Origin of the sequence: Bartonella silvatica (genome assembly GCF_040545155.1) — a bacterium.
GTDB lineage: Bacteria > Pseudomonadota > Alphaproteobacteria > Rhizobiales > Rhizobiaceae > Bartonella > Bartonella silvatica.
The window spans coordinates 370,959-396,216 of sequence record NZ_JBEPLI010000001.1 but is presented as its reverse complement, the minus strand read 5'-3'; the positions used below and the strand labels follow the sequence as shown (position 1 = coordinate 396,216).

18 protein-coding genes and 3 pseudogenes are annotated in these 25,258 nt (G+C 39.4%); 12 read left to right on the top strand and 9 right to left on the bottom strand.

Translation table 11 applies throughout. The features are described from left to right. The first annotated feature begins 1 nt into the window (after position 1). The 8 genes and pseudogenes from ABID23_RS01615 to ABID23_RS01580 all read left to right on the top strand — a co-directional run bounded on the left by ABID23_RS01615 (position 2) and on the right by ABID23_RS01580 (position 8,441). On the top strand, positions 2–664 hold the full coding sequence (locus tag ABID23_RS01615) for a thiamine phosphate synthase (protein WP_354188637.1): 663 nt from the start codon (positions 2–4) through the stop codon (positions 662–664). Between the two features lie 461 nt (positions 665–1,125). Further along, complete coding sequence (locus ABID23_RS01610) at positions 1,126–1,329, top strand: hypothetical protein (protein ID WP_354188635.1); 204 nt, start codon at positions 1,126–1,128, stop codon at positions 1,327–1,329. Between the two features lie 202 nt (positions 1,330–1,531). Continuing rightward, the gene (locus tag ABID23_RS01605) at positions 1,532–1,888 is read left to right on the top strand and encodes a TIR domain-containing protein (protein WP_354188703.1); all 357 of its coding nucleotides are present in this window, start codon (positions 1,532–1,534) and stop codon (positions 1,886–1,888) included. Between the two features lie 874 nt (positions 1,889–2,762). Next, positions 2,763–3,186 (top strand): annotated as a pseudogene (locus ABID23_RS01600) (helix-turn-helix domain-containing protein). 418 nt (positions 3,187–3,604) lie between these two features. Beyond that, positions 3,605–4,003 (top strand): hypothetical protein, encoded by a 399-nt coding sequence (locus ABID23_RS01595; RefSeq protein WP_354188633.1) that lies wholly within the window; start codon positions 3,605–3,607, stop codon positions 4,001–4,003. 1,379 nt (positions 4,004–5,382) lie between these two features. Next, positions 5,383–6,396 (top strand): tetratricopeptide repeat protein, encoded by a 1,014-nt coding sequence (locus ABID23_RS01590; protein ID WP_435521239.1) that lies wholly within the window; start codon positions 5,383–5,385, stop codon positions 6,394–6,396. Between the two features lie 417 nt (positions 6,397–6,813). Further along, positions 6,814–7,389, top strand: coding sequence for an elongation factor P (gene efp, locus ABID23_RS01585; RefSeq protein ID WP_354188629.1), 576 nt, complete (start codon positions 6,814–6,816; stop codon positions 7,387–7,389). Between the two features lie 260 nt (positions 7,390–7,649). Beyond that, positions 7,650–8,441: an inositol monophosphatase family protein gene (locus ABID23_RS01580; protein ID WP_354188627.1), complete on the top strand. Its 792-nt coding sequence runs from the start codon at positions 7,650–7,652 to the stop codon at positions 8,439–8,441. A 1,101-nt stretch (positions 8,442–9,542) separates the two neighbouring features. On the opposite strand, the gene ABID23_RS01575 is transcribed toward ABID23_RS01580, so the two are convergent. Beyond that, a complete protein-coding gene (locus tag ABID23_RS01575; protein ID WP_354188625.1) occupies positions 9,543–11,351 on the bottom strand; it encodes an ABC transporter transmembrane domain-containing protein in 1,809 nt (602 codons plus the stop codon). Positions 11,352–11,531: 180 nt separating this feature from the next. Here ABID23_RS01575 and rpmE point away from each other — a divergent pair, with 180 nt between their 5' ends. Then, complete coding sequence (gene rpmE / locus ABID23_RS01570) at positions 11,532–11,753, top strand: 50S ribosomal protein L31 (RefSeq protein WP_354188623.1); 222 nt, start codon at positions 11,532–11,534, stop codon at positions 11,751–11,753. Positions 11,754–12,488: 735 nt separating this feature from the next. On the opposite strand, the gene ABID23_RS01565 is transcribed toward rpmE, so the two are convergent. From ABID23_RS01565 to ABID23_RS01555, 3 genes and pseudogenes are all read right to left on the bottom strand, one after another. Beyond that, positions 12,489–12,686: a hypothetical protein gene (locus ABID23_RS01565; protein WP_354188621.1), complete on the bottom strand. Its 198-nt coding sequence runs from the start codon at positions 12,684–12,686 to the stop codon at positions 12,489–12,491. Between the two features lie 1,401 nt (positions 12,687–14,087). Further along, positions 14,088–14,485, bottom strand: a pseudogene (locus tag ABID23_RS01560) (helix-turn-helix domain-containing protein). 361 nt (positions 14,486–14,846) lie between these two features. After that, complete coding sequence (locus ABID23_RS01555) at positions 14,847–15,047, bottom strand: hypothetical protein (protein WP_354188620.1); 201 nt, start codon at positions 15,045–15,047, stop codon at positions 14,847–14,849. A gap of 212 nt (positions 15,048–15,259) precedes the next feature. On the opposite strand from ABID23_RS01555, the gene ABID23_RS01550 reads away from it, so the two are divergent. Next, a complete protein-coding gene (locus ABID23_RS01550) occupies positions 15,260–15,622 on the top strand; it encodes a hypothetical protein (RefSeq protein WP_354188619.1) in 363 nt (120 codons plus the stop codon). 505 nt (positions 15,623–16,127) lie between these two features. Here the strand turns inward: ABID23_RS01550 and ABID23_RS01545 are convergent. The 5 genes and pseudogenes from ABID23_RS01545 to tkt all read right to left on the bottom strand — a co-directional run bounded on the left by ABID23_RS01545 (position 16,128) and on the right by tkt (position 23,591). Next, positions 16,128–16,512: pseudogene (locus ABID23_RS01545) on the bottom strand (helix-turn-helix domain-containing protein). Between the two features lie 1,080 nt (positions 16,513–17,592). Beyond that, on the bottom strand, positions 17,593–18,627 hold the full coding sequence (locus tag ABID23_RS01540; RefSeq protein WP_354188617.1) for a class I fructose-bisphosphate aldolase: 1,035 nt from the start codon (positions 18,625–18,627) through the stop codon (positions 17,593–17,595). 240 nt (positions 18,628–18,867) lie between these two features. After that, positions 18,868–20,058 carry a phosphoglycerate kinase gene (locus tag ABID23_RS01535; protein WP_354188615.1) on the bottom strand — a complete coding sequence of 397 codons (1,191 nt, stop codon included), beginning with the start codon at positions 20,056–20,058 and terminating at the stop codon, positions 18,868–18,870. A gap of 362 nt (positions 20,059–20,420) precedes the next feature. After that, positions 20,421–21,428 (bottom strand): type I glyceraldehyde-3-phosphate dehydrogenase, encoded by a 1,008-nt coding sequence (gene gap, locus ABID23_RS01530; RefSeq protein WP_354188612.1) that lies wholly within the window; start codon positions 21,426–21,428, stop codon positions 20,421–20,423. 156 nt (positions 21,429–21,584) lie between these two features. Then, complete coding sequence (gene tkt / locus ABID23_RS01525) at positions 21,585–23,591, bottom strand: transketolase (protein WP_354188610.1); 2,007 nt, start codon at positions 23,589–23,591, stop codon at positions 21,585–21,587. 342 nt (positions 23,592–23,933) lie between these two features. Here tkt and ABID23_RS01520 point away from each other — a divergent pair, with 342 nt between their 5' ends. Both ABID23_RS01520 and ABID23_RS01515 read left to right on the top strand, forming a co-directional pair. Further along, positions 23,934–24,209 (top strand): DUF4164 domain-containing protein, encoded by a 276-nt coding sequence (locus ABID23_RS01520; protein WP_354188608.1) that lies wholly within the window; start codon positions 23,934–23,936, stop codon positions 24,207–24,209. Positions 24,210–24,221: 12 nt separating this feature from the next. Beyond that, positions 24,222–24,626: a cell division protein ZapA gene (locus ABID23_RS01515; RefSeq protein ID WP_354188606.1), complete on the top strand. Its 405-nt coding sequence runs from the start codon at positions 24,222–24,224 to the stop codon at positions 24,624–24,626. The last annotated feature ends 632 nt before the right edge of the window (positions 24,627–25,258 follow it).

Here is a 25,258-nt window from a genome sequence, read left to right as displayed (position 1 = left end):
TATGACAGACCAAAAGAATAAACCGATTGATAACTATAATTTTCCTCAACTCATTTTAACATTAGACGTTCGACGTCTTATCCCGCCCAGCTTTTTGCGCCAAATCTTGCAAACGAAATCTTTTTCCTGCGTTATCACCTATGACTCACAAGGCGCTCAAGAAGATGCGTTGTTTTTACAAAAACAAACACAAACTTATGCAGAAGATATTCAAGGCAATGATGCCGCTCTGCTAATTTCTGGTGACAGCCGCATTGCCGGACGCCTCAAAGCAGATGGCTTCCATATAGAAAATGACCTTAACGCTCTTGAAAGCCTGCAAAATCAAAAAAAGACACAAAAAATCATTGGTTTTGGCAATTTGCGTGATCGCCATAGTGCGATGATTGCTGGAGAAGCAAATGTTGACTATCTGTTTTTTGGCAAATTAGGCGCTGATAACAAACCACATGCGCACCCACGCAATCTTCAGTTAGCCCGCTGGTGGGCAGAGGTTATGGAAATCCCTGCCATTATTCAAGCAGGAAGCGATTTTGAAACCTTTGATGAGGTGATAAAAACCGCATGTGAATTTATCGCCCTTGAAGAAATGATTTTTGAGAACGAGAATCCCCTGCTCCTTCTTAAAAGAATAAAAGAAAAATGTGAAAATGCGCCTTTGTGATGCAGAAACAACACCAAGCTTAACCCCTCGCACCCAAATTATCCCCCACATTACCTCTTCAACACTCTCCCCCCAACATTTCGCCACACACTATTCCTCCCCCACTATCCTTTCCAGACGATCCCCATACACGGTCCCACACACACACGATCTTCTCTACATTTACCCCCTCACATTTTCCTCTCTCACTATTCTCCCTGCATGCTCCCTCCACTCTGTTTCCTCCCATACTATCCCCCTTCTCCCCACATTATCCTCTCCACAATATCCATATAGGAGCATATCATGACAGAGAAAGAGATAAAAAAAGCTAGAACCCGCTTTTTACATGATGTAAAAAGGACAAATCATGAAACTTTCTATTTCAATATCTTATAAAAAATCATTAGGGACATTCATCATTGTTTATATTGGTAATAAATACCAACAATTTATGATAGAAACACGGGCGGGGCATCAAAATGAAATACAGAGGAACATTTGAAGACCTTAAAGACATCATTAACCAAGCTGGATATGAAATCATAAAATCTGGACCTATGCAACACGCATCCTGTGATCAGGCATATCAGATCAAAACCTCTGATGAAGGTACCATTAATTGGTATGAAAAAAAAGAACACTCAGCATTCAAGGCAAATCACAAACAAAAGAAAAACTCATAGAAGATTTAACGCCATATATAGAAAAAACATCAACATCTTCTTCCCCAAAGACTGCTTCTAATGTCTCAAAGATTCTCCTCCAAAAATTTTTATCGTTCATGGTCGTGATCATACAGCCCTAGAGCAACTTGAACTTATTCTTTACAAATTTGGGTTGAAGTCATACGTTTAAAAAAATACAAGCGGTAATGGTTTTACCCTCATTGAAGCTTTAGAAAAAGAAATCTGTAAACCAACCCGTTCTATAAAATTTGGTATTGTACTCCTCACTCCCGATGATATGGGCTATGCTCAATCCGGCGATGCAACAGCAGCACAACCTCGTGCACGACAAAATGTTATTCTTGAAATGGGCATGTTAGCTGCCGTGTTTCCTCTTAATAATATTGCTATTCTAATAAAAGAAGGCGTTGAAATTCCTTCAGATATTAATGGAGTTCACTTCCTTCCTTTTAAAGAACAGATAATAGACATAATGCTAAAGCTTTCCCAACGATTAAGCAAAGCTGGTTTTACTATAGACCCCAAAAAACTTGCTCTTGCATCAAGTGACATTTGAACCACTTGCCCCCTTTCGTTTTGAAAGCCCCCTTTATTCACTCATAATTCGCTTAAACCAACAGTATCCCATGTACAAAAGAACCACCGCTTTTGGCATCATGTGAAAAACATGAGTGCCTTCTCATTCAAAAGTCATCCATGAAGAAACACTGTTTTTATTGCCAACCTTCTAAAATGACCTTACACTTTAACTTAAAACGACTTTAGACTTTAAAAGATGTTTTAGCTGCATACGTAACTCTCAAGAGGGAAAACAAACCCTAAACCCTAGCGTAAAAATAGATCCACTTTGTGGGTATCTAAAAATTCCGGGAGATTTTGTTATGTCCAGACGCTTTTAGCACTAAAAGCAAAATGCTGACGAGGGTTCAGTACTTTCAGACTCCCGGAAACCCCATGCGAGAATGCTCACAACCGTTGGGGAAAAGACAGAGTAAAAATCCGCAGAACGACAGTCTGGTTGACAAATTCATTGGCAAAAAAATTCGTTTTAAGCGAAATTCATCCCCCTTCGTTTTGAAAGCGCCCTTTATTCACCCATAATTTGCTTAAACCAACAATATCCCATACGCAAAAGAACCACCGCTTTTGGCATCATGTGAGAAACATGAGCGCTTTCTCATTCAAAAGCCATCCATGAAGAAGCACTGTTTTTATTGCCAATCTTCTAAAATTACTTTATACCTTAAAAGGTATTTTTGGTCGTATACGCAGCGACCAATGGGAAAACAAGCCCTAAACCCTAGCATAAAAATAGATTCGCTTTGTGGGTATCCCGGAATTCCGGGAGATTTTGCTATGTCCAGGTGCTTCTCAGCACTAAAAGCAAAAAGCTGACTCGGATTCAGTACTTTCAGACTCCCGGAATACCAATGCGAGGGCGCTCGCAACCGGTGGGAGGGGAAATGCAGAGTAGAAATCCTCAGAACGACAATTTGGTTGACTTGGTTGACAAATTCATTAGCAAAAAAATCCGTTTTAGACGAAACATGCTCAAAATGTCTCAAAAAACCTTAGGGCAATCTCTAGGGGTAAGCTTCCAACAAATTCAAAAATATGAAAAAGGTTTAAACCGTGTAAGTGCGAGGCAATTAAAAGAAATTGCCGATATCTTCAAAGTTCCTATTTCCTTTTTTTTATGCGGATATTTTAACAAAACAACAGCCTCCCTATTATCATGATGAACTCGCCTCCAACAGAGAAGAATACCTGCTTCTCGAAAAATTTCGTGTTCTCACTTCCGTGAAACAAAGAGCTATTTTACAATTACTCTCCGACCCAAATGAAAACCTTTAACATCATGCCGACTTCACAACTTCTCACCTCAAAACCTCCCACTTTATAGCCTCGTGCCTCACAACCTCTCACCTCACAGACCACCATCTCGCAGCCTCTCACCTCAGAGGCTCTCATCTCACAGGCTCTATGCATCAGTGTGTATTGTGCATTTTTAAGGACATTCCTCAAAAACAACATTTAAAAAATTTATTTAAGCAATCTGAATGCGCGCCGAACACATCATTTTATTGTCTATGTTAAGTATAAGTTTTAAGGACGATAAAAGAGGATGGCAGTTTTTTAACAACACATAAAAATTGGTGAATAAATATTTGATCCAATAACAATATATGCTAGTACAATTATAGAAAAACTGCTTGTCTTTCTTATGCAGGGAATTTCTAAGAAAAAGTAAAAATGAAAAGGGGGAATTAAGATGTCAAAATATTTGTTTTTACCACCACTTGTATTGGCAGCTGGTTGCGCATCACTAGGGAGTTATTCATCAAATTTTGTTGATCAAAATCTCACGAAAAAACAGGCAAAAACCGTTGCTGATAATTTTATTAGCGATATCAAAAGCCATTTACCAGCAGCGACAACCACACTTATTATCAAGAAAAATAATACAGCAGATAACTTTACCTCTTTGTTTATCAATCAGTTGCGGCAGAATGGGTATAATGTGATTTATACAGATCAACCCCAAAAGCAGAAAAACATAGGTATGGTTTTGAGTTATAGAATACAATTAAATAGCAACGTTATAGTATCTTTGATTCAGTATTATGTAGACGGAGAGCCATATGCTGGTATAAGCACTCATCCTAAATAACGCTGCAATGTGGACATTCTCTATATTCTCAGAGGTCAAGACTTAAGAATTCTTGCAAAAGGCAAAAGGATTTGCACCTTAAGCTCTTATTTTTGGACAGAATGGATCAATCCTTTCTGTCTTCATGATGATATAAGAGTGACTGTAAAGAACTGTAACGACAATGAAAAATACTCCACACTTCTATGAGATGTGTGGATCGCCCTATTGCGATAAAATCAATAAGTTATATAAAGGTGAGAAAACTTTATTGGTTCTTTTCACTTATTATCCTGAACCTTTTTATAGCGCATGTTTAATCATTTTATCTAAATACGGAACTAGTTTTTCCAGTATGATGCTTAACCTTTCTTTTTATGAACCATACAATATAGAATAAGGTGGGCTCATGGCAATTATACCTTAAAACATAAGGGTTTAAAATTATTTTATACAACGGGTTCTACAAAGGCTATGAGATCACGTAAAAAAATGACACGCTATTTGAATCGCTTGAACAAGTGCTACCACTCCTGAAATATTGAACACCCTTGGTTCTTTAACACGCAGCCTTTAAAAGACATCTTTTTAAAAGTTAAACTCACAGGATACCGTTTTCTATGGGTAAATAAAAATTGGCGTGTTACTTTATAGGAACAGATATGAAACTTGTGAATTATCAAGATTGCCATTGATGCAAGGAATGAAAACAAAGGATGCTCCCACACATCCAAGTGAAGTTCTAAAAGTCGCTTTCTGAGAAGAAATGAGGGTAACATATAATAGTTCGCTAATCATCTCCATGTGGCAAGAGCTTCTCTATAACGGGTGAGACATGCTTCTATGAGTACCGAACTTGCTGTTCAATGAGAATGAGCTGGTTTTAGTAAAGAAAAATTTTGGTTGGATATGCAAACAAATTATCATTTATGGCACGCAATGCAACAGGCATAACTACCTATTTCTCCTTTTGTTTCTCATTCACCTCAAACGCCGTTTTCATTTCGTTCATCATTTTTCCAGTGCTTTTGGTTTGTTTTTCAGCCACCGCCTATCGTTTTAACTTTTTTGTAGCTTTTTGACTGCTTCTATTGCAAAGCGTTTTCGATCGGTTATTTTTGTGTAAAGGGCTACCATTTTAGCTTTTTCCGCCTTATTGAATGAGAACAGCAGTAAACAGAAATAATGCCGCCACTTGTTCAAACAGAAAACAATTCTACAATTGTGATAAAGTGGTAAAAAAAGATTAAAAACGGCATGTGAAGTGATTGCCATTGTGGAAAGTATTTTTTCTCATGATAATTCTTTCCTGCTTGAAATGATGAAAACAAAATGTGAAAATCTTCAATCATTATGAGGAGGAAAGATTTATGATCACAAAAAGCATAAGACTGTTTATCATGGCAGCCGCTTGGCTTGGCAGTGTGATGACGAGTTTTGCTGAAATTCCTGAAAAATCCTCCGATTTTGAAAGCTCTTTTAATACAGTTCAAAAAAGTTCAAATACAGAAGAAACATTCAAACCCTTACAAGCTGGAGAATATGACCAAGCCTATGATTATTACATCCAAGGCTATTATTTAAAGGCTTTTCGTGAAGCCCTAAGACGTGCTGAAAAAAATGACCCTTTTGCACAAACGCTGTTGGGGCGTCTTTATACAGAAGGATGCGCTGTTCCAGCTGATGGCGCCCGTGCCGCTTTATGGTTTAAACGTGCAGCTCAACAAGGGGAGCCACAAGCGCAATTGCGCTATGGACTTATGTTATTTGACGGAAACTTTGTCACACAAGATCAAAAGCTTGGTGAAGAGTTTATCCGAAAAGCTGTAGAAGCTGGAGTCAAGGAATCCTATTTTTATTACGGGCAATTGTTTCTTTATAAAGCTGCCCATGACAAACAAATTCTTGCTGGAGTTTCTTCCTCAAGTCGTGAAAATGAAGCCATAGAAAAAGCGCTAAAATGGTTTTTAAAAGGTGCAGCCCTTGGTGATGCTGAAGCTGCTTTTTCTGCAGCAAAAATTCTTTCCTTAGGAACATTAAAACAACCAAAGGATGATCATAACGCGCGCAAACTGATGGAGGTGGCAGCTCAAAACAACCACACCATGGCGCAACTGTTGTTAGCACAGTGGCTAGTTCAAGGTCGTGGAGGCGAAACTGATTTCCAACGTGCATTTCATTTGCTTTTAAGCAACGCCGCGAACATGGTTACACCAGCACAGATTTCTCTTGCAAGGCTTTATCGAGATGGGATAGGCACAAAAGGCGATATCATCATGGCAGCGGCATGGTATATGCTTGTAAAGAAAGAAAAACTACAAGCGCCTGATCTAGAAATGATGCTTTCAGGTATGGATGATATACAACTGGAAAAAGCACGTAAAGAATCAATCAAGCTCCTCCATACTTTTTGAGAAAGGCTTCATGGTATCTTTAAAAGAATAAATTCAAGGTATAAGTTTTAATAGAAATTCCGATACAATAATCCTCGAAAAAATCCCTGTAAAAAACCAAAAGTCTCTGTAAAAACCTTTGTGTAATTTTTTTAAAGACTTGCGTCTTCGCTGTTTTTATGGTCTTGCAAAGAATAAATAAAATTCTTTATTTAAAGGGGATCTTTCTGGTTGCATTCTCTGCGAAAACCATGACAAAACCCACAACAGAGAACAATACAAAAGACCACCAATAAAGATCACAAGAGATCTTCCTCAAACGAAAGAGGAAACTTAACACAAAAATAACACAAAGAGCTCGCGTCAACATGATAGCAGATAATGTCATAAAGAACGAAAAGAGAGCTCTTTTTGCAAGAGTAGAGTTGGATAAAAGCGATGAAAATTAATGGCAACGAAATTCGCCCTGGTAATGTAATCGAACATCAAGGTAGCCTATGGGTCGCAGTGAAATGCAATGCAGTAAAACCAGGAAAAGGCGGTGCATTTAACCAAGTTGAAATGAAAAATTTAATTGATGGTACAAAATTGAATGAACGCTTTCGTGCTGCTGAAACTGTTGAAAGAGTACGCCTCGAGCAAAAGGATTTTACATTTCTTTATCAACAAGGTGATGCTTTAATTTTTATGGATTCACAATCCTATGAACAACTTGAACTCCAAAAGGATTTTGTTGGTGAACGGGCTGCTTTTCTACAAGATGGCATGACTGTCACAGTTGAACTTTATCAAGAAAAGCCAATAGGCATATCACTTCCCGATCAGGTAAGCGTAACAATTGCTGAGGCTGATCCTGCCATCAAAGGACAAACAGTTACCTCCTCTTATAAACCTGCCATTCTGGAAAACGGTATTCGCATTCTTGTCCCACCTTTTATTAATGCCGGTGAACATGTCATTGTCGACACCAATGAATTGATTTATTTGCGCCGTGATAATGAAAAGGATAAATAAAGCCATAGACAATGATCCACCCCGTTCCATCATGCCCACTGCGCACACGTGCCCAGCCTGAATCATAAATGTTATGGTACAGACCACATAAAAACTATATGTTTTATTGGTCGCACGACAGCGAAGTACAAAATTTGCAAGGATTCTTGAAAAAGCAAATCATTATGAAAGTTGAACGGATCATAAAGCAGTGAAAATCATTTTAATGAATGAAGAGAAACACAAGTAAAATTTAGTTTTTAAAGTCTAAGGAATCAAAAATGGCACATTCTGCAATCATGAATGTCATGGTCCAAGCCGCAATGAAAGCTGGGCGTTCACTGGTGCGTGATTACGGTGAAGTACAAAATTTGCAAGTATCTTTAAAAGGACCAGCCGATTATGTCAGCCAAGCAGATCGTAAAGCGGAAAAGATTATTTTCAATGAATTAAGCAAAGCACGTCCCAAATTTGGCTTTCTTATGGAAGAGTCTGAAGAAATTATTGGAGAAGATTCACAACATCGTTTTATTGTTGATCCCCTTGATGGCACCACAAATTTTCTTCATGGCATTCCTTTTTTTGCTGTTTCCATAGCTTTAGAAAGCCAAGGGAAAATCGCTGCGGGTGTCATTTATAACCCAGTGAGTGATGAGCTCTTTACTGCTGAGCGTGGTGGGGGGACTTTTTTTAATGACCGACGCTGCCGCGTTTCTGCACGAAAAAGATTAGAAGATTGTGTTATTGCAACGGGAATGCCCCATCTTGGTCGTCCAGATCACGGAACATATCTTATTGAATTGCGCAATGTGATGATGGAAGCCGCTGGGCTTCGCCGTTTTGGAGCCGCTGCTCTTGAGTTAGCTTATGTGGCTGCAGGCAGAACAGACGGATTTTGGGAAGATAATCTGCAAATCTGGGATATGGCTGCAGGCATTCTCATGGTTCGTGAAGCCGGTGGTTTTGTAACCGATAAAGAAGGGAGCAACGATATATTTGGTACAAAAAATATCATTGCAGGCAATGAGCATATTCGCATGAAATTAGAAAGAACCCTCAAAAAAGGCATTTAAATCTTAAGAACGTCGAAAAAGAAAACATTCTTACCCCTTTCATCCTTTCATAAAAAACGATTATAAAGCCAAGGTGGTGCATATGCTTGTGTGCAACCATCCCATGGAGCAAAAACAAATTGATTGACTAAGATAATTGAACGTTCTGCATAGTGAATGAGAATCCCGAATATCGTAAAGATTTTCTCATTCCAAACCCTTTCATATTGAATCAATAAACATCATTTTTGTGCATGTCACAAGCGTGAGTTGGCGTATAAGCAAAAATTATACAAGAACGGATTCAAAATACCTCTCTGTTTTGATGCAAGAGCTGTGTCGCAATTTCTACGAGTTAACAAATAGAATGATAGTGCCCAGCGCTTTTTCACAAACGTAAAGACAATGCTGTTCAATGGCTTTATTGTTATACCATTCATGGGTGCCCCCGTAAAATAGGCTTGGGGACTTTAGGTTTCTTTAAAACACGCCTGTGAATGTGCACCCCTGTAGCGTTCTATTTTGCGTATGGGGCATGACTCCCCAGTCAAGAATGTGAAAAAACATGAAGCAATGCGTAATCTTCATTCTTGAAAAGATATCGCTTGAGACCGTTTTAAAAATCGAAAAGCTGAATTCAAAGATGGTTGCAAAGCTGGTGATGGGGAACCTCTCTTTACAGCTTTATATTCTCTCCCAATGAGGCTGTATGCCCGTTTCGGATGTAATTTATTTTGAATAAGCAAATATTCTACACCTAACGAAATCAATTTTATTTTGGTATTGGCAAGAAGACTTTGCAAACTCTTTGAGAATCTCACCAAAGAGCCATGTTCTTCCCTCATTTTTCACTATCATTGTCTCGCTTTTTGCTACAGTTGCTACACATGATTCAATATTGATATTAAGTAAGCCTATAAAGGTGTTCTTTCTTTTTCATTCATGAAGTGCCTTTAAAAAAGGCCGTTAAATCACGCATAAGAGCGTAATTTCTGCCAAGCGTTGCGATAAAGTAAATATGCACCACTTATGAAGTACATTTCATACATTCTATACTTCAATGATTTTGCAAACTGAGACACGTTTCATAAAAATGCGAAATTGATCAAAAAGCTTATCTCTTTATGATGATGGCTTATTGTATTGTGGAGAAAATTGCAATTTTGCCAAGCGTGCATAAACACCATCTTTTTCGATAAGCTGTACATGTGTTCCTTCTTCCACAAGCGCCCCTTTATCCATCACCAAGATGCGATCAGCTTTTAAAACCGTTGCCAAACGGTGGGCAATGACCAATGTTGTTCGATTTTGCATTAATCCTTCTAAGGCTTCTTGTACAAGTTTTTCACTGCTTGCATCCAAGGCTGATGTTGCTTCATCAAGCAGGAGCAAAGGAGCATTTCTTAAAATCGCCCGTGCAATACCAACGCGTTGTTTTTGTCCTCCAGAAAGCATGGTACCACGTTCTCCCACTTCTGTATCAAAACCATTGGGCAAAGCTTCAATAAACTCAAGAGCATTGGCTGCTTTAGCAGCCGCCATGATTTCCTCTTCACGAACATTTTCTGTACCAAAAATAATGTTTTCACGTAATGAGCCATCAAAAATGGCGACATCTTGTGGCACATAAGAAATTGCACCGCGTAAATCTTGCAAAGCAAGCTGATCAATCTGCGTGCCATCCAATTGAATATGACCACTTATCGGATCATAAAAACGCAGGATTAAAGAAAAAATGGTGCTTTTTCCAGCCCCAGAAGCACCAACAAAAGCAACTGTTTCACCTGCTTGGACAGAAAAAGAAAGAGAGCGCAAAATCTTTTCGTTTGGTCTGGAAGGATAAGTAAAGTCAACCTTATCAAACACGATAGCCCCTTTAACAGGTTTTACTAATGATGCAGGACTTTGGGGAACTAAAATAGTTGATTTTTCTTTCAACAGTTCAGCAAGCCGTTCAGCCGCGCCTGCAGCTTGTATTAATTCTGCCCCCAGCTCTGATAATTGTGCAAAGGTTGAAGCGCCAAAAACGGCGTAGAGAACAAACTGTCCTAATGTCCCTCCGGTCATGGTCCCATTTAAAACATCACGAGACCCAATCCATAAAACAGCCACAACACTGCCAAAAACCAGAAAAATTGCAAAACCTGTAAAAAAGGAACGAAGAGTGACAGAGGCACGTGCCGTTTGAAAAGCACGTTCTACAAATTGTGAAAAACGTTTAGAAACGAGCGCTTCAGCGGTAAAGGCTTGTACTGTACGAATAGCACTTATTTGTTCTGTTGCCAAAGCATTGGCATCTGCCAAACGGTCTTGCGCAACCCTTGTTCGCACCCGAACTTTACGCCCAAAAACAACCAATGGAATAGCCACAAAGGGGATAGCCAGCAAAACAAGCGCAGATAATTTAGCGTTTGTAACAACCATCATCACAATGGCACCCACCACCACAATCAGATGACGCAAAGCAGTAGAGGCGGTTGAACCAACGGCTAATTTTATTTGCGTTGTATCTGTTAAGAGCCGTGAAACAATTTCACCAGAATGAGACTCATCAAAAAAAGCAGGAGAAAGTTTTAGAATATGAACAAAAACATCACGGCGCAAATCAGCAACAATTCGTTCTCCTAAAGTGATCACACAATAATAACGGCAAGCGGAAGCAAGTGCGAGAAGCAAAGCGAGGATAAACAAAATAAAGAAATAAAAATTAATATGGCCGTGGCTTGAAGTGGAAAAACCATGATCAAACATTTGACGAATAGCAATCGGCAAAGCCAAGGTCACAAGAGCAGCAACGGACAAAGCGATAAACGCCAAAATAAATAACCAACGATAGCGAACAAGATAGGGAACAAAAGTCGCCAACGTAAAAAATGAAGATTTTCTTATAGAAGACTGTGTAGATTTATTTGAATGATTAAAAAAATGCATCAGATTTGGCCTGTTAGTTTAGGATATACATAACAGATGATACAGTCATGTATATTGAATACTTGTTTTTTGCTGCGTGCTCAGTTATAGAAATAATAACTTAATCAGTTTATCAAAAAGGTAAAGGAAGCGCACTTAAAAAAGTGCCATTTCATTCTATAAACATAAAAGGTTTGCCGTATGAAAGCGAATATTCACCCTAACTATCACAAAATTACCGTTGTTATGACGGACGGTACGCAATATACCACGCGCTCCACATGGGGAAAAGAAGGTGATGTTCTTAATTTGGATATTGATCCAACAACGCATCCAGCGTGGACAGGTGGGTCTCAAACACTGGTAGACCGTGGTGGCCGTGTTTCCAAATTCAAAAACCGTTTTGGTAATCTTGGCATATAAGATTCTGCTTTTATCGATAAAGCATGTGATAAAATTAAAACGATGATACGTTAAAAGCATATAAACTGCTTTTAACGGGTGTGTGGTGTTGTTTTCCATTCTGAAAAACTGCCACTGACAAAAAGTGTAAACAATAACTTGTAAAACGACAAATGAGATGCTCATTTTATATAAAAAGGAAAGCATTCTCTCACACTTCTGAAAATGACCACTTTCATAACACCTTGATTGATCATCATACTTGGCATATTGCAATATAAGCTCTCAATATTGTGAGACTTTCTCGGTTCATGCTCGTTTATGCGAAAACAAATAAAAGTGTCGACTTGCTCGTCGTAAACAAACGTAAACAAAATTGGCGTGTAGAATAGAAATCAAACGATACCTTTTATAAACTGGCCAAATGTAAAAAATATTCGCAACACCGCAGGCGAACAAATAAGAGAGCGCGTGTTTTTGTGGTTGCTTGTTAATTAATACGTCATCTTAATGGCAATTGTGTGTTTGCCCAACCTTAAACAGTATATTTGAGAGCAAAATTGAAGCGAATGAGAGCTCTGTTTGCTGTTGCTGCTCTTCTATGTGAGGTGAGAGAAAGCTTATTGGGTATTTTCTGGTGATGTCATTTCTGAAATGAGAAGACAGGTTTGGGCAGAGTATAAATAAATATAAAGCTGTAAAAGCAGGCGCCAGTCACTGGTTTTGCTGTCGTTTTTTCGTTTGGCTTTATGGCTTTCAAAAGTGGAACAATGTCTTTTCAATAATGGAGGTGACCATTGCCTTACACTTTTGTTTCTTTCTTTTAAGAGGGGCACGCCCCATATGCAAAACAGAATGCCACCCAGCGGCACATTCACAGGCTAAAACATCTCTCAAAGAGCATCCAAACCCATTTCGCAACAATGTCCGTGAAAGATATAACGATAAATTCATTGCACCCTCCATCTTCACGTTTGTGAAGAAGCAAGGTGGTAATACTAATTTGCCAACTCGTGGGCGTTGCAACAGTTCCTGCTAAGAGAGGTTCATAAGAGCTATTTTTAGTCCTTCCTTATATAAATTTGACCCACATGCCCATCCCACTTGTGACGTGCAAGCAAATAGTTTTGACTGATTCAACATAAACACATTGGCAATGGAAGAATCTTACGATATGCGGGACTTTCATTCAATATGAATAGAACTAGATTATAATTATACATCAAAGCCTTATTAAAATAAGAGTATTGGTATATCTTGTATTAGTAAGATGATAAACGCAATAACTGATTACAGAAGCAAAACCATGAAATGAATTTGAGATAGCCCTTTACAACCAACACATGAACGCACAACACAATGGTATTATCCGACTGCATAATGGTATCTGTACTATATGAAGAGCATAATCCTATTTAAAAGAACAAACTATAAAATAGCAAACAAGATCTTTCAATTTGAGCAATAACACAAACCACAGTTTTAAAACTCTAAAAAATTGCCGCTAAAAAATGATTTTAAAAGATAAAGACATCACTTTATATGAAGGGAAACGCGCCCCCTAACGATTTCTAAAAAATGGTACATTTTCCAAAAACAGTTTGAAAACTGCGAATGAAATTCCCTATTTCGAGGCAGATCTCTCTACAGACTGTAAGAAAATAAAGATTGATGATACTTGTTTAGACTGTTGAGTATTTGGCAAGGGAAACATTAACTCAACATATGTGATGTTTTAGAGCATAGGAGATATTCAGAGGTGGAATTTCCAGAATCTGATAACAAGAACTTCAAATAGGGTGTTAAAAGAGGTTTTCCCTGTAAGATACTCAATTATTTCCAAACCGAACTGTATTTCCAACCGATTTGAGGAGAGTGTGCGGCTAGTTTGGGGATAAGTTATCCCTTGACGGTATGGAAAGGCTTCATATCTTTTAAAATGTGGCAATAAAAGCAATGTTTCTTCACGGATGGCTTTTGAATGAGAAGGTGCTATGTTTCTCATATGATGCCAAAAGCAGTGATTCTTGTGGTATGGGATATTGTTAGTTTAAGCGAATTATGAATGAATAAAGGGGCTTTCAAAATGAAAAGGTATGCCTATGAAAGAGAGAGGTTCCTATTCAAAGATAGGTTGCAAAACTGATAACAAGAACTTCAAATGGGATGTTAAGAGAGGCTTTCCCTGTAAGGTGCTCAATTTTTTCCAAATCGAACTGTTTTTCCAACCGATTTGAAGAGAGTGTGCAACCGGTTTGGGGATAGGTCAGCCCTTGAAGGTATGGAAAGGATTTGCATCCTTTAATATGTGGCGAGGGAAATCGTGAATAGAGCACTCCATGTTTTTAAAAGCGTTCATTTGGGTCGGAAAGTCATTATGGCTCTTTGTTTTACTGTCATGAGAACGCGAAGTTTTTTAAGAAGCAGATATTCCTCTCTGCTCGATAAATTTCATCATGATGATAGGGAGGCTGTTGTTTTGTTAAAATATCCGCATAAAAAAAGGAAATAGGAACCTTGAAGATATCGGCAATTTCTTTTAATTGCCTCGCACTTACACGGTTTAAACCTTTTTCATATTTTTGAATTTGTTGGAAGCTTACCCCTAGAGATTGCCCTAAAATTTTTTGAGACATTTTGAGCATGTTTCGTCTAAAATGGATTTTTTTGCCAATGAATTTATCAACTAGACTGCCGTTCTGCGGATTTCTACTCTGCATTTCTCCTCCCACCGGTTGCGAGCGCCCTCGCATTGGTATTCCGGGAGTAACAAATACTGAATCCGAGTCAGCTTTTTGCTTTTAGTGCTGAGAAGCACCTGGACATAGCAAAATCTCCCGGAATTTTTAGGATCCCCACAAAGCGAATCTATTTTTATGCTAGGGTTTAGGGCTTGTTTTCCCTCTTGAGAGTTACGTATGCAGCTAAAACATCTTTAAAAGTCTAAAGTTGTTTTAAACTAAAGTGTAAAGGCATTTCAGAAAGTTGGCAATAAAAACAGTGTTTTTTCATAGATGGTTTTTGAATGAGAAGGCGCTGTGTTTCTCAAATTCTTATGTCCGCTCTCCAAAATCATGACATCGGATCTACGTTTATTAAGAAGGTTAAAAAGTCTTAATTCTTAAGATCAAAAAAACCTTTAAAAGACGCCGTTAGGCGTCTTTTATATGTAAACCACAACGGTTTGTCTTGTCCTTCAGACAAAGCGCCCAAATTGTGATGAAAATGCAGGCTTATAGGGATACTTAAACCGTCTGCTCGTAATTCTTCACATTCAATATCGGTCATGTAACTCTTAGACATTCTTTTTTTCATCAAAAATTCCTTAACCATGGTAAATGTTAACATATTCATCGAATAGCTGAATCTGAATGATAAAAAATTATAATTTATTTGTTGACAGTTAAAATCAAAATGTGCACTTAGACTGTGATCTAAATGTGTTATTGTCATAACTTTTACTGTTTTATTTCATAACTTCATCACAAAGATCATGTGTCAATTTAATTTAAAGGAGAGTTTATCTCATGAAACGTGTTGTTTTCGCTGCAGCTTTGTTTGCTGTCTTTTCTTCAGTATTATCTCCGGTAACGGTTAGTGCACTGCCAGTAGGAAATGGTTGGGGGACTAAAAAAGATGCTATAATAGCGAAAATTATGGAAAAAAAGGGGTTTAATAGAAATGGAGAGAGAGGGAGAGAAATTGAAGCAATTCTTGAAAACATTATTGTTCCTGAGAGAATCAACCTCTTTTCATATAGACAGGACAGTTTTAAAATTCAAAAGAGGTATCGTTCACTTCTTCTGTCTTTGGGCATAAGAAGTATTTGTAAAGATCTTGACCCGAAAGAGTATAGTGGCCAACGCTGGATGTCATGCTCTATTAATTAAATTAGTCAATAAAGAAAGAGGCTCTTGATAAAGAAAGCATCTCGCGTCGCACGAGATGCATAGCCGCGCAAAGAAACACCCTTGTTGTTAGCCGGTTTAGGTTTTGGAAAAACAGATTGACTGCCGCGTTTCTCGGATGTGTTACCTGTGATAGCGTGCAACATGTTTCCCGACCAGTTTAGGGTGCAGATGGAGGGAAGAATTTGCATCATTTGAAATGTGGGAAGCAAGGCATGTACTTAACGTATATGGTGTTTTTATGAGAGAGTGTGGTGCCTATTCAGGAGTGGGATTGCCTGAATCTTTTGAAAGGAATTTTCAATAGGAGATCAAGAGAATCTTTTCTGTAAAATGCTCAATTATTTCCAAACCAGATTGTTTTTTCAACCGATTTGAGGAGAGTATGCAGCCAGTTTTAGGATAGGTTATCCCTTGAAGGTATGCAAAGGCTTCACGTCTTTTAAGATGTGGCAAGAAAGGTCGAGAATGCAGAATCCCCCTGTTTTTAAAAGCATTCATTTGGGTCGGAAAGTAGTTGTAAAATGGCCCTTTGTTTCACGGAAGTGAGAACGCGAAATTTTTTGAGAAACAGGTATTCTTCTCTGTTGGAGGCGAGTTCATCATGATAATAGGGAGGCTGTTATTTTGTTAAAATATCCGCATAAAAAAAGGAAATAGGAACTTTGAAGATATCGGCAATTTCTTTTAATTGCCTCGCACTTACTTACACGGTTTAAACCTTTTTCATATTTTTGAATTTGTTGAAAGCTTACCCCTAGAGATTGCCCTAAGGTTTTTTGAGACATTTTGAGCATGTTTCGTCTAAAATGGATTTTTTTGCCAATGAATTTATCAACTAGACTGCCGTTCTGCGGATTTCTACTCTGCATTTCCCCTCCCACCGGTTGCGAGCGCCCTCGCATTGGTATTCCGGGAGTAACAAATACTGAATCCAAGTCAGCTTTTTGCTTTTAGTGCTGAGAAGCACCTGGACATAACAAAATCCCCCGGAATTTTTAAGATAGCTGCGCTGTGGGTTTTTTATGTTTGAATTTCAGGGTTTTTCACTTCTCTTGATTGTTGTGTATGTGGCTAAAATATCTTTAAAAGTCTAAAGTTGTTTTAAACTAAAGTGTAAAGGCATTTCAGAAAGTTGGCAATAAAAACAGTGTTTTTTCATGGACGGCTTTTGAATGGTATAACAAACCATTGAGCACCCCCATCTTTACGCTTGTGCAGTAACAAATCGGCATCATCATGCTATTTGCTAGCGCGTGGGTGTTGCAACAGATCTTGCTAAGATAAGTTCATAAGAGCCATTTTAAATCATTTCTTATACAGTTTTTATTCACACGCCAGCCCCACTTGTGATGTGCAAGCGAGTGGTTTTGATTGTTTCAAGATAAACAGATTTGAAATGAGAGAATCTTACGGTATTCGAGGGTCTCATTTAATATCAATAATGCTCTATTATCATTATAAACCAATGTATTATATGAATAAAAATGGCTTCATTTCTCATATGATGCCAAAAATGGTGGTTCTTTAGGGATCGTGTTGTCTGAAGCAAATGATCAACAAAAAAGCGTGCTTTCAAAACGAAAGGGAATGTTTTTATGAAAGAATATAGTGAATATTCAGAGGTAGGATTGCAAATCTGATCACAAAAACTTCAAATGGAGTGTGCCTTCCTTTGAGAAACCAAATGGCTTCCTAGACGGTTCAGTCGTAGCCGATGGTGGTCAATTGGAGAGAGAGAGCGTCCTTTCAAATATAGGGGGCATAAAATCAGCATAGGGAGTGTTTTTATGAAAACATGCGTGTCATTGTCAGACAGAACTCTTTATAAATTGTAAGAAATAAAGACGGATGACACTTATCTAAACCGTATTGATACAAAGAAAAAGGGGAAGACAACCCTCCCCTAAAAACGGTAGAAAAAACATCTATAAATAGGAGACTTTTGCCTTTTAAGCACAAGACTTTTCTTGCTCTTTTGTCCATTGTCCCAGAGCAGCGAGATGATTCATACGTGCCCGATGACAAAAAGCCTTTTGCGCAATGGCAATATTTTCATGGCGTCCACCCCATGCCTTCAAGGCTGCTGCTTGCAGTGCCCGTCCATAAGAAAAAGTGAGTTTCCAAGGCAACGCTGTTCCCAAAGCATTCATAGCAGATAAATGAGCGGTTGCTTCTTCATCAGACTGTCCTCCAGAAAGAAAAGCAATTCCAGGGACCGCAGCAGGCACAGTTTGTTTAAGAACTTGTACAGTCTTTTCAGCCACTTCATCAACCGAAGCATTCCGTGCATCTTTTCCATCAATCACCATATTGGGCTTTAAAATCATCCCCTCCAAAAGAACACGGGCTTCAAATAGTTCTTTAAAAACGGTGTTTAAAACAACTTGTGTCACCTCAAAGCAGCGTGCAATTGAATGCTGGCGTGAAGGACCATCCATCAGCACTTCTGGTTCCACAATAGGCACAATTCCTGCCTCCTGACACAAAGCGGCATAGCGGGCAAGAGCTTGTGCATTTTGGTTTATGGCGCCTCTTGTTGGAAGAGTATGCGCATCAATGGCAATGACAGCACGCCATTTCGCAAAGCGCGCGCCCAAAGCATAATAATCTTTCAAACGCTCACGAAGTCCATCCAATCCTTCGGTAATGGTTTCTTGAGGAAAAGCCGCCAATGGCTTTGCACCGGTATCCACTTTAATCCCTGGTACAGCACCAAAATCACGAATAAGATCGGTCAACATTTTGCCAGTCGACGCTTTTTGACGAATAGTTTCATCAAATAAAATGACACCAGAAATGGCACTTTCCATCGCTTCTTTTGCACTAAAAAGCATTTCACGATAAGCGCGGCGATTGTCCTCATTGGATTCAACACCAATAGTTGCAAAGCGCTTTCCAATGGTCGCAGTACTTTCATCTGCTGCCAAAATCCCTCTCCCCGTACTTACCAAAGCAAGTGCGATATCTTCAAGACGTTCATTCATAAAAAATTCCTCTTAATATTTTGTCTTAATTTCCCAAGGCAACCAATACACCTTTAACATCCGTATCAATACGGCTTTTCTTTCAACTTATCTGCCACATACAACGATTCACCCTGCACAAAAAGTAAGAAGACACTACACCTATCTACCTATTCTAAAGACACACCTTCCAGTTACACAAAGATAATGTCTCCTGCAACTTATCCATAAAAACACAACATTTCACTCTTCATTGGTTCATCATTCATGAAGAGCAAGAATACCTGGCAGAACCTTGCCTTCCATCCATTCTAAAAAGGCACCTCCTGCCGTTGAAAGGTAAGTAAAATCATGAGAAACACCAGCATGGTTCAGTGCAAAAACGGTATCCCCTCCTCCAGCAATTGAAACCAAATTTCCTGCCAAACTACGTTCTGCAACATGGCGTGCCACTGCAATGGTACCTTGATCAAAGGGAGGCATCTCAAAAACCCCAAGAGGACCGTTCCACACGAGGGTTGCAACCTCATCAATCGCAGCATTGATATGCGCAATAGAGCGCGTCCCAATATCTAAAATCATCCCCTCTTCTGGAATATCTTCAATATCATATAGCCGATGCGGTGCATTTTTTTCAAAACGAAATCCAACAATCACATCCATGGGGAGCAAAATCGTACACTGGCACTCTTGTGCCTTTTCAATGACCTTCTTAATCGTCTCCATGAGTGTATATTCACACAGTGACTTGCCAACAGACACGCCCTTTGCCGCAAGAAAACTGTTTGCCATACCACCACCAATGACCAAATAATCGACCTTTTCGACCAAATGGTTGAGCACAAAAAGCTTACTCGAAACCTTTGCCCCCCCAACAATTGCCATCACAGGATGTGTTGGGTTTCCAAGACCTTTTTCTAATGCCTGCAATTCACATTGCAAAGAACGCCCTGCATAGGAAGGCAATAAACGCGTGATTCCCTCCACCGAAGCATGGGCACGGTGAGAAACTGAAAAAGCATCATTGACATAGAGATCACCATTCTGGGCAAGAGCCTCAGCAAAAGCGCAATCGTTATTTTCTTCTCCTGGGTAAAAACGAACATTCTCCAGCAGCAAAATACCACCATCTTGCAACGCTTCAACAGCAACCTGCGCTGCAACACCAATACAATCTGATGCAAAAGCCACCGGTTGATTGATGATTTTTTCTAACGCTTGCACAACAGGACGAAGTGAAAACTCTGGCTCTACTTTCCCTTTTGGCCGCCCACAATGTGAAAGAAGAATAAGCTTAGCACCACGTTTTTGAAGTTCAATAAGTGTTTCCTTATGTCGCTCAAGGCGTGTTTCATCGCACACCTTTCCTTGTGCCATTGGAACATTAAAATCCACCCGTACGAGAACACGTTTCCCAGCAACATCAACATCATCCAGTGTGCGAAAACCCATTACCGTTCTCCTTTCACTTTCCGTTGTTTCCCATTAAAACGCACCACCTCAACTTTTCCTCATGCACTCTACTCTTATACAAAATATCTTTATACAAAAAGCCCCATAACTCTATTTCTCAAACCTCATACTTACGAACATCATTTCAAACATTGTTGATCGAGAGGCCACTCTTTCACTTGGTTCTCTTTTACGCAGTATGAAAAATATTCCACGAGACGACCAGAACAGCTCTCGCAGTCACTCAAACAATATTTTTATCTCATCACTCACGAGCATTTTTCACTTTTTCCAAAAAACATACCTTTATTACTGTCAATATTTGACTTTAATATAAGAAAGAGAACCAAAAGGTTCTCTTTTTAGATTGTTTTAGCAAAAGCCACAGCGGTATCTCCCATACGGTTAGAAAAGCCCCATTCATTATCGTACCAAACCAGAACACGACACAGCTGACCATCAATCACTTTTGTTTGATCCATGTGGAAAATAGCCGAATGCGGATTATGGTTGAAATCACAGCTCACAAGCTTTTCTTCTGTCGTGTCCAAAATTCCCTTAAGTGAACCTTGTGCAGCCGTACAAATAGCGGTATTAATTTCTTCAACAGTTGTAGAACGCTGAGCAGTAAATGTTAAGTCCACTACGGAAACATTCGGTGTTGGAACACGAATCGATACCCCATCCAACAATCCTTTTAATTCTGGCAAAACCAATCCCACAGCCTTTGCTGCCCCGGTCGAGGTCGGGATCATTGAAAGAGCGGCAGCGCGTGCACGATACAAATCACGATGCATTGTATCCAATACAGGTTGATCTCCGGTATAAGAATGGATTGTCGTCATAAATCCCTTTTCAATACCAACAGTGTTATGCAACACTTGGGCAACAGGTGCCAAACAATTTGTTGTACAAGAAGCATTTGAAACAACACGATGCTCCTTATTCAAGGACTGATGATTAACGCCATAAACCACGGTCAGATCAGCCCCCTCCGAAGGTGCAGAAACAAGAACGCGTTTGGCGCCCGCATCTAAATGGGCACGCGCTTTATCACATGCTGTGAAAATGCCCGTACATTCTAAGACAATGTCGATATCCAAATCTTTCCAAGGCAATTTTTCTGGTTGCCGTTCTGCCAACACCTTTATCAAACCGGTGCCAACATCAAACGCATCCCCCACAACTTTAACATGACCTGGAAAACGCCCATGAACGGAGTCATAGCGCAATAAGTGGGCATTGGTTTCCACCGACCCCAAATCATTCACAGCCACCACTTCAATATCTTTACGCCCACTTTCCACGATAGCACGCAAAATATTGCGTCCAATACGACCAAACCCATTAATTGCAACACGAACAGTCATTTTATATTTTCCTTCACTCTCTTTACAGCGCAACAAACGAGCACCAGATGTCTATAACTTAAACAATATTCAATATCTTGCCCAATCACCATCTTTAGAGTGCGCACAAAATAATGCGCCCAATAGGATAAAATCCATAAGTTGCAACGCGAACAATCATTTTTCATTTTTCTTATGGATCTTTTTAAGCTCTTTTTCAACGGTCGCGATTACATTCTCACAAGTGATCCCGAAATGGGCATAAAGTGCATCAATTGTACCACTTGCACCAAATCCCTCCATACCAATAAATAGACCATCACATCCGATAAAACAGTCCCATCCTTGCCGCACTGCAGCTTCAATAGCAATTTTAATGGGTGCATCACCAATAAGAGCACGCTGATAGGAAGGAGATTGTTTTGCAAAGAGTTCAAAACAAGGCACAGAAACCACCCGCGTTGGAATGCCTTTTTTTTCTAATATTTCATGGGCATTGACGGCAATTTGCAATTCTGAACCGGAAGAAAACAGCGTCACCTGCGCATCATCACTAGCGGTTAATAATTCATAAGCACCGAAGGTACAAAGATTTTCTTCTTCATATTCTTGACGCAAAAGAGGCAAGTTTTGCCGGCTCAAAGCCAAAGTGGAGGGTGTTTTTCGTGCTTTTAAAGCCAGTTGCCAACATTCAACAGTTTCCACAGCGTCAGCGGGCCGGAAAACAAAATGATTAGGCATTGCCCGCAACGAAGCCAAATGTTCCACGGGTTGATGTGTAGGGCCATCTTCACCAAGACCAATGGAATCATGGGTCATCACATAAATCACACGCAACCCCATCAAAGAAGAAAGACGCATGGCAGGACGCATATAGTCAGAGAAACATAGGAAAGTTCCTCCATAAGGAATACATCCACCATGAAGAGCAAGACCATTCATCAGAGCTGCCATTGCATGTTCGCGAATTCCATAATGCAGATAGCGACCTGAAAAATCCTCAGCAGAAATATTTTTCATCTTGCTGCTTTTTGTATTGTTAGATCCCGTTAAATCAGCAGAACCACCAATGGTTTCAACCACAACTTCATTGATCACTTCAAGAGCCATTTCAGAAGCTTTACGGGTAGCAACAACAGAGCATTCTTCAGCAAGTTTCTGTTTATAGGCATCAATAGCGCCATCAAATCCGCCAAGCAAATCGCCACGCATTAATCTTTCAAACTCCACCCGTTCAGAAACAGGAAGGGCAGCGAATTTTTCCTCCCATTTTTGTCGCTTTTTAGCCGCATTCAGACCAGCCAAGCGCCAACAGTCAAGAATATCAGCGGGTATCACAAAAGGCTCATAATCCCAGCCTAAAGCGACACGAGCACCAGCGATTTCTCGTGCTCCCAAAGGCGCTCCATGAACTTTACTGGTTCCTGCTTTGGTGGGTGCCCCAAAGCCAATTGTTGTTTTACAAGCGATCAAGGTTGGTTTATCAGACTCTTGTGCCATCTCAATGGCGCGTTCTATGGCAGCTTGATCATGTCCATCGATTTTTTGTGTATTCCAGCCAGAAGCTTTAAATCGCGCTATCTGATCAGTGCTATCAGCAAGAGAAATCTCCCCATCAATAGAGATATTATTATCATCCCATAACACAATCAGCTTATTGAGCTTTAAATGACCTGCAAGAGAAATTGCCTCTTGAGAAATTCCTTCCATAAGACAACCATCACCAACCAACGCGTAAGTGTAATGGTTGATAAGATTGCCAAAACGTGCATTCTGCAAACGTTCACCAAGCGCCATCCCTACAGCATTGGCCAATCCCTGTCCTAAGGGACCGGTGGTTGTCTCAATTCCAGCAGCATGCCCATATTCTGGATGCCCCGCAAGTTTTGACCCTAATTGGCGGAAATTCTTGATATCTTCAAGACAGATATCTTCATAACCAGAGAGATACAACAAAGCATAAAGCAACATGGAGCCATGACCCGCCGACAACACAAACCGATCACGATTAGGCCAATGAGGTTTTTTAGGATCATGAGCCAAGAATTTTGTATAAAGAACGGTAGCAACATCGGCTACCCCCATTGGCAAACCGGGGTGCCCAGAATTTGCCTTTTCAATCGCATCAATCGCAAGAAAACGGATAGCATTCGCCATCTGATTTTGTTGTTCAGTATTTGTCATAAAGGATAAACCATTTCATTAAACACATTAAACACATTATTTTTTGCTACTTGCGTATTTTTTTCATTTTTGAAAAATACGACTTTTTCATTCTCAGCGTGAGATTTCCTGACCACTTAAACGTAACACCAATCACATCCCCCTCACGCACTCTTTACGCAGATATCACTTATGACAATATTCTCAAAAAATCCAGCTTTTAATTCACAAGTATTTCCTGCTTTACTTGCTAAAATTCCTTACATATTTAAAAATAAAATTCATAGAGAAAAAGAAAAAAAGTGATTCGCTTTTACATAAAGAGCTGTTAAAAGGTGCAATCACTCAAAGGATAAGAACATTATGAGCCAAGAAACAACGGTTCTACCCCACGCACTAGAACAATTGGAAAGGGCATTAAGAACCTTAGAAATCACCATTATAAACCGCAATGCTGTTATTGATAAAAGCAACGAATGGGAAGAAGAAATTCAACGCATGAATGCTGATCGTAGCCATCTTGCCCAAGCGCTTGACAAATCTGAAGCCCAAGTTGAACGATTAGAGTCTGTCAATAAAGAGGTTTCTAAACGTCTCATTAAAGCAATGGAAACGATTCGCATCGTCATTGATAGATAAAGGTTTGAATATATGGAAACTGTTTCCGTCACCATTGATGGTAAAGTTTATCGCATGGCTTGCAACAAAGGGCAAGAAGATCACCTTATTGCTCTTGCATCTCGACTCGACCAGTATATCACACATTTAAAGAAAAATTTCGGTGAAATTGGCGATCATCGTTTATCCGTGATGGCTGGTATTATGATTATCGATGAAATGGAAGAAATACAACGAGAAAACAAAAAATTAAAAGAAGATTACGAAGCTCTTCTACGACTCCATAATGAAAAAGACCGTACCATGGGAAAAGTTATAAGAAACACAACAGAACGCATTGAAAAACTCACCAATCAATTACTTAAAGATGATCAGTTGAATCCAACGCTTAAAAACAACCAGAACAGTCTTGAGACTCACGAATCAGAAAATTCGTAAAAACACAGCTATTTTTCAGCCAATCATATCCAATGCACAAAAGAACCACTGTTTTTGGCATTATTGTGAAATAACATGAGTGCCTTCTTATTCAAAACTATACGTTAAGAACCACTGTTTTTATTGCCAACCCCCTGAAATAACTTTACACTTTAAAAGATATTTTAACCGCATCCGTAACTCTCAAAAGAAGTGAAAGAACCTAAAACATAGACTCACAGCGTAGCTATCCTAAAAATTCCGGGAGATTTTGCTATGTCCAGGTGCTTTTCAGCACTAAAAGCAAAAAAGCTGACCAGGGTTCAGTGTTTTTGACTCCCGGAAGTCCCATGTGAGGGCGCTCGCAACCGGTGGGAGGGGAAAATGCAAAGTAAAAGTCCTCAGAACGACAGTTTGGGTGACAAATTCATTGGCAAAAAATCCGTTTTAGACGAAACTCACCTTCCCCTTCATTTTGAAAACACGCTTTTTTGTTGATCATTTGCTTCAGACAACACGATCCCTAAAAGAACCACTATTTTTGGCACCATGTGAGAAATGAAGCCATTTTTATTCATATAATACATTGGTTTATAATGATAATAAAGCATTATTGATATTAAATGAGACCCTCGAATACCGTAAGATTCTCT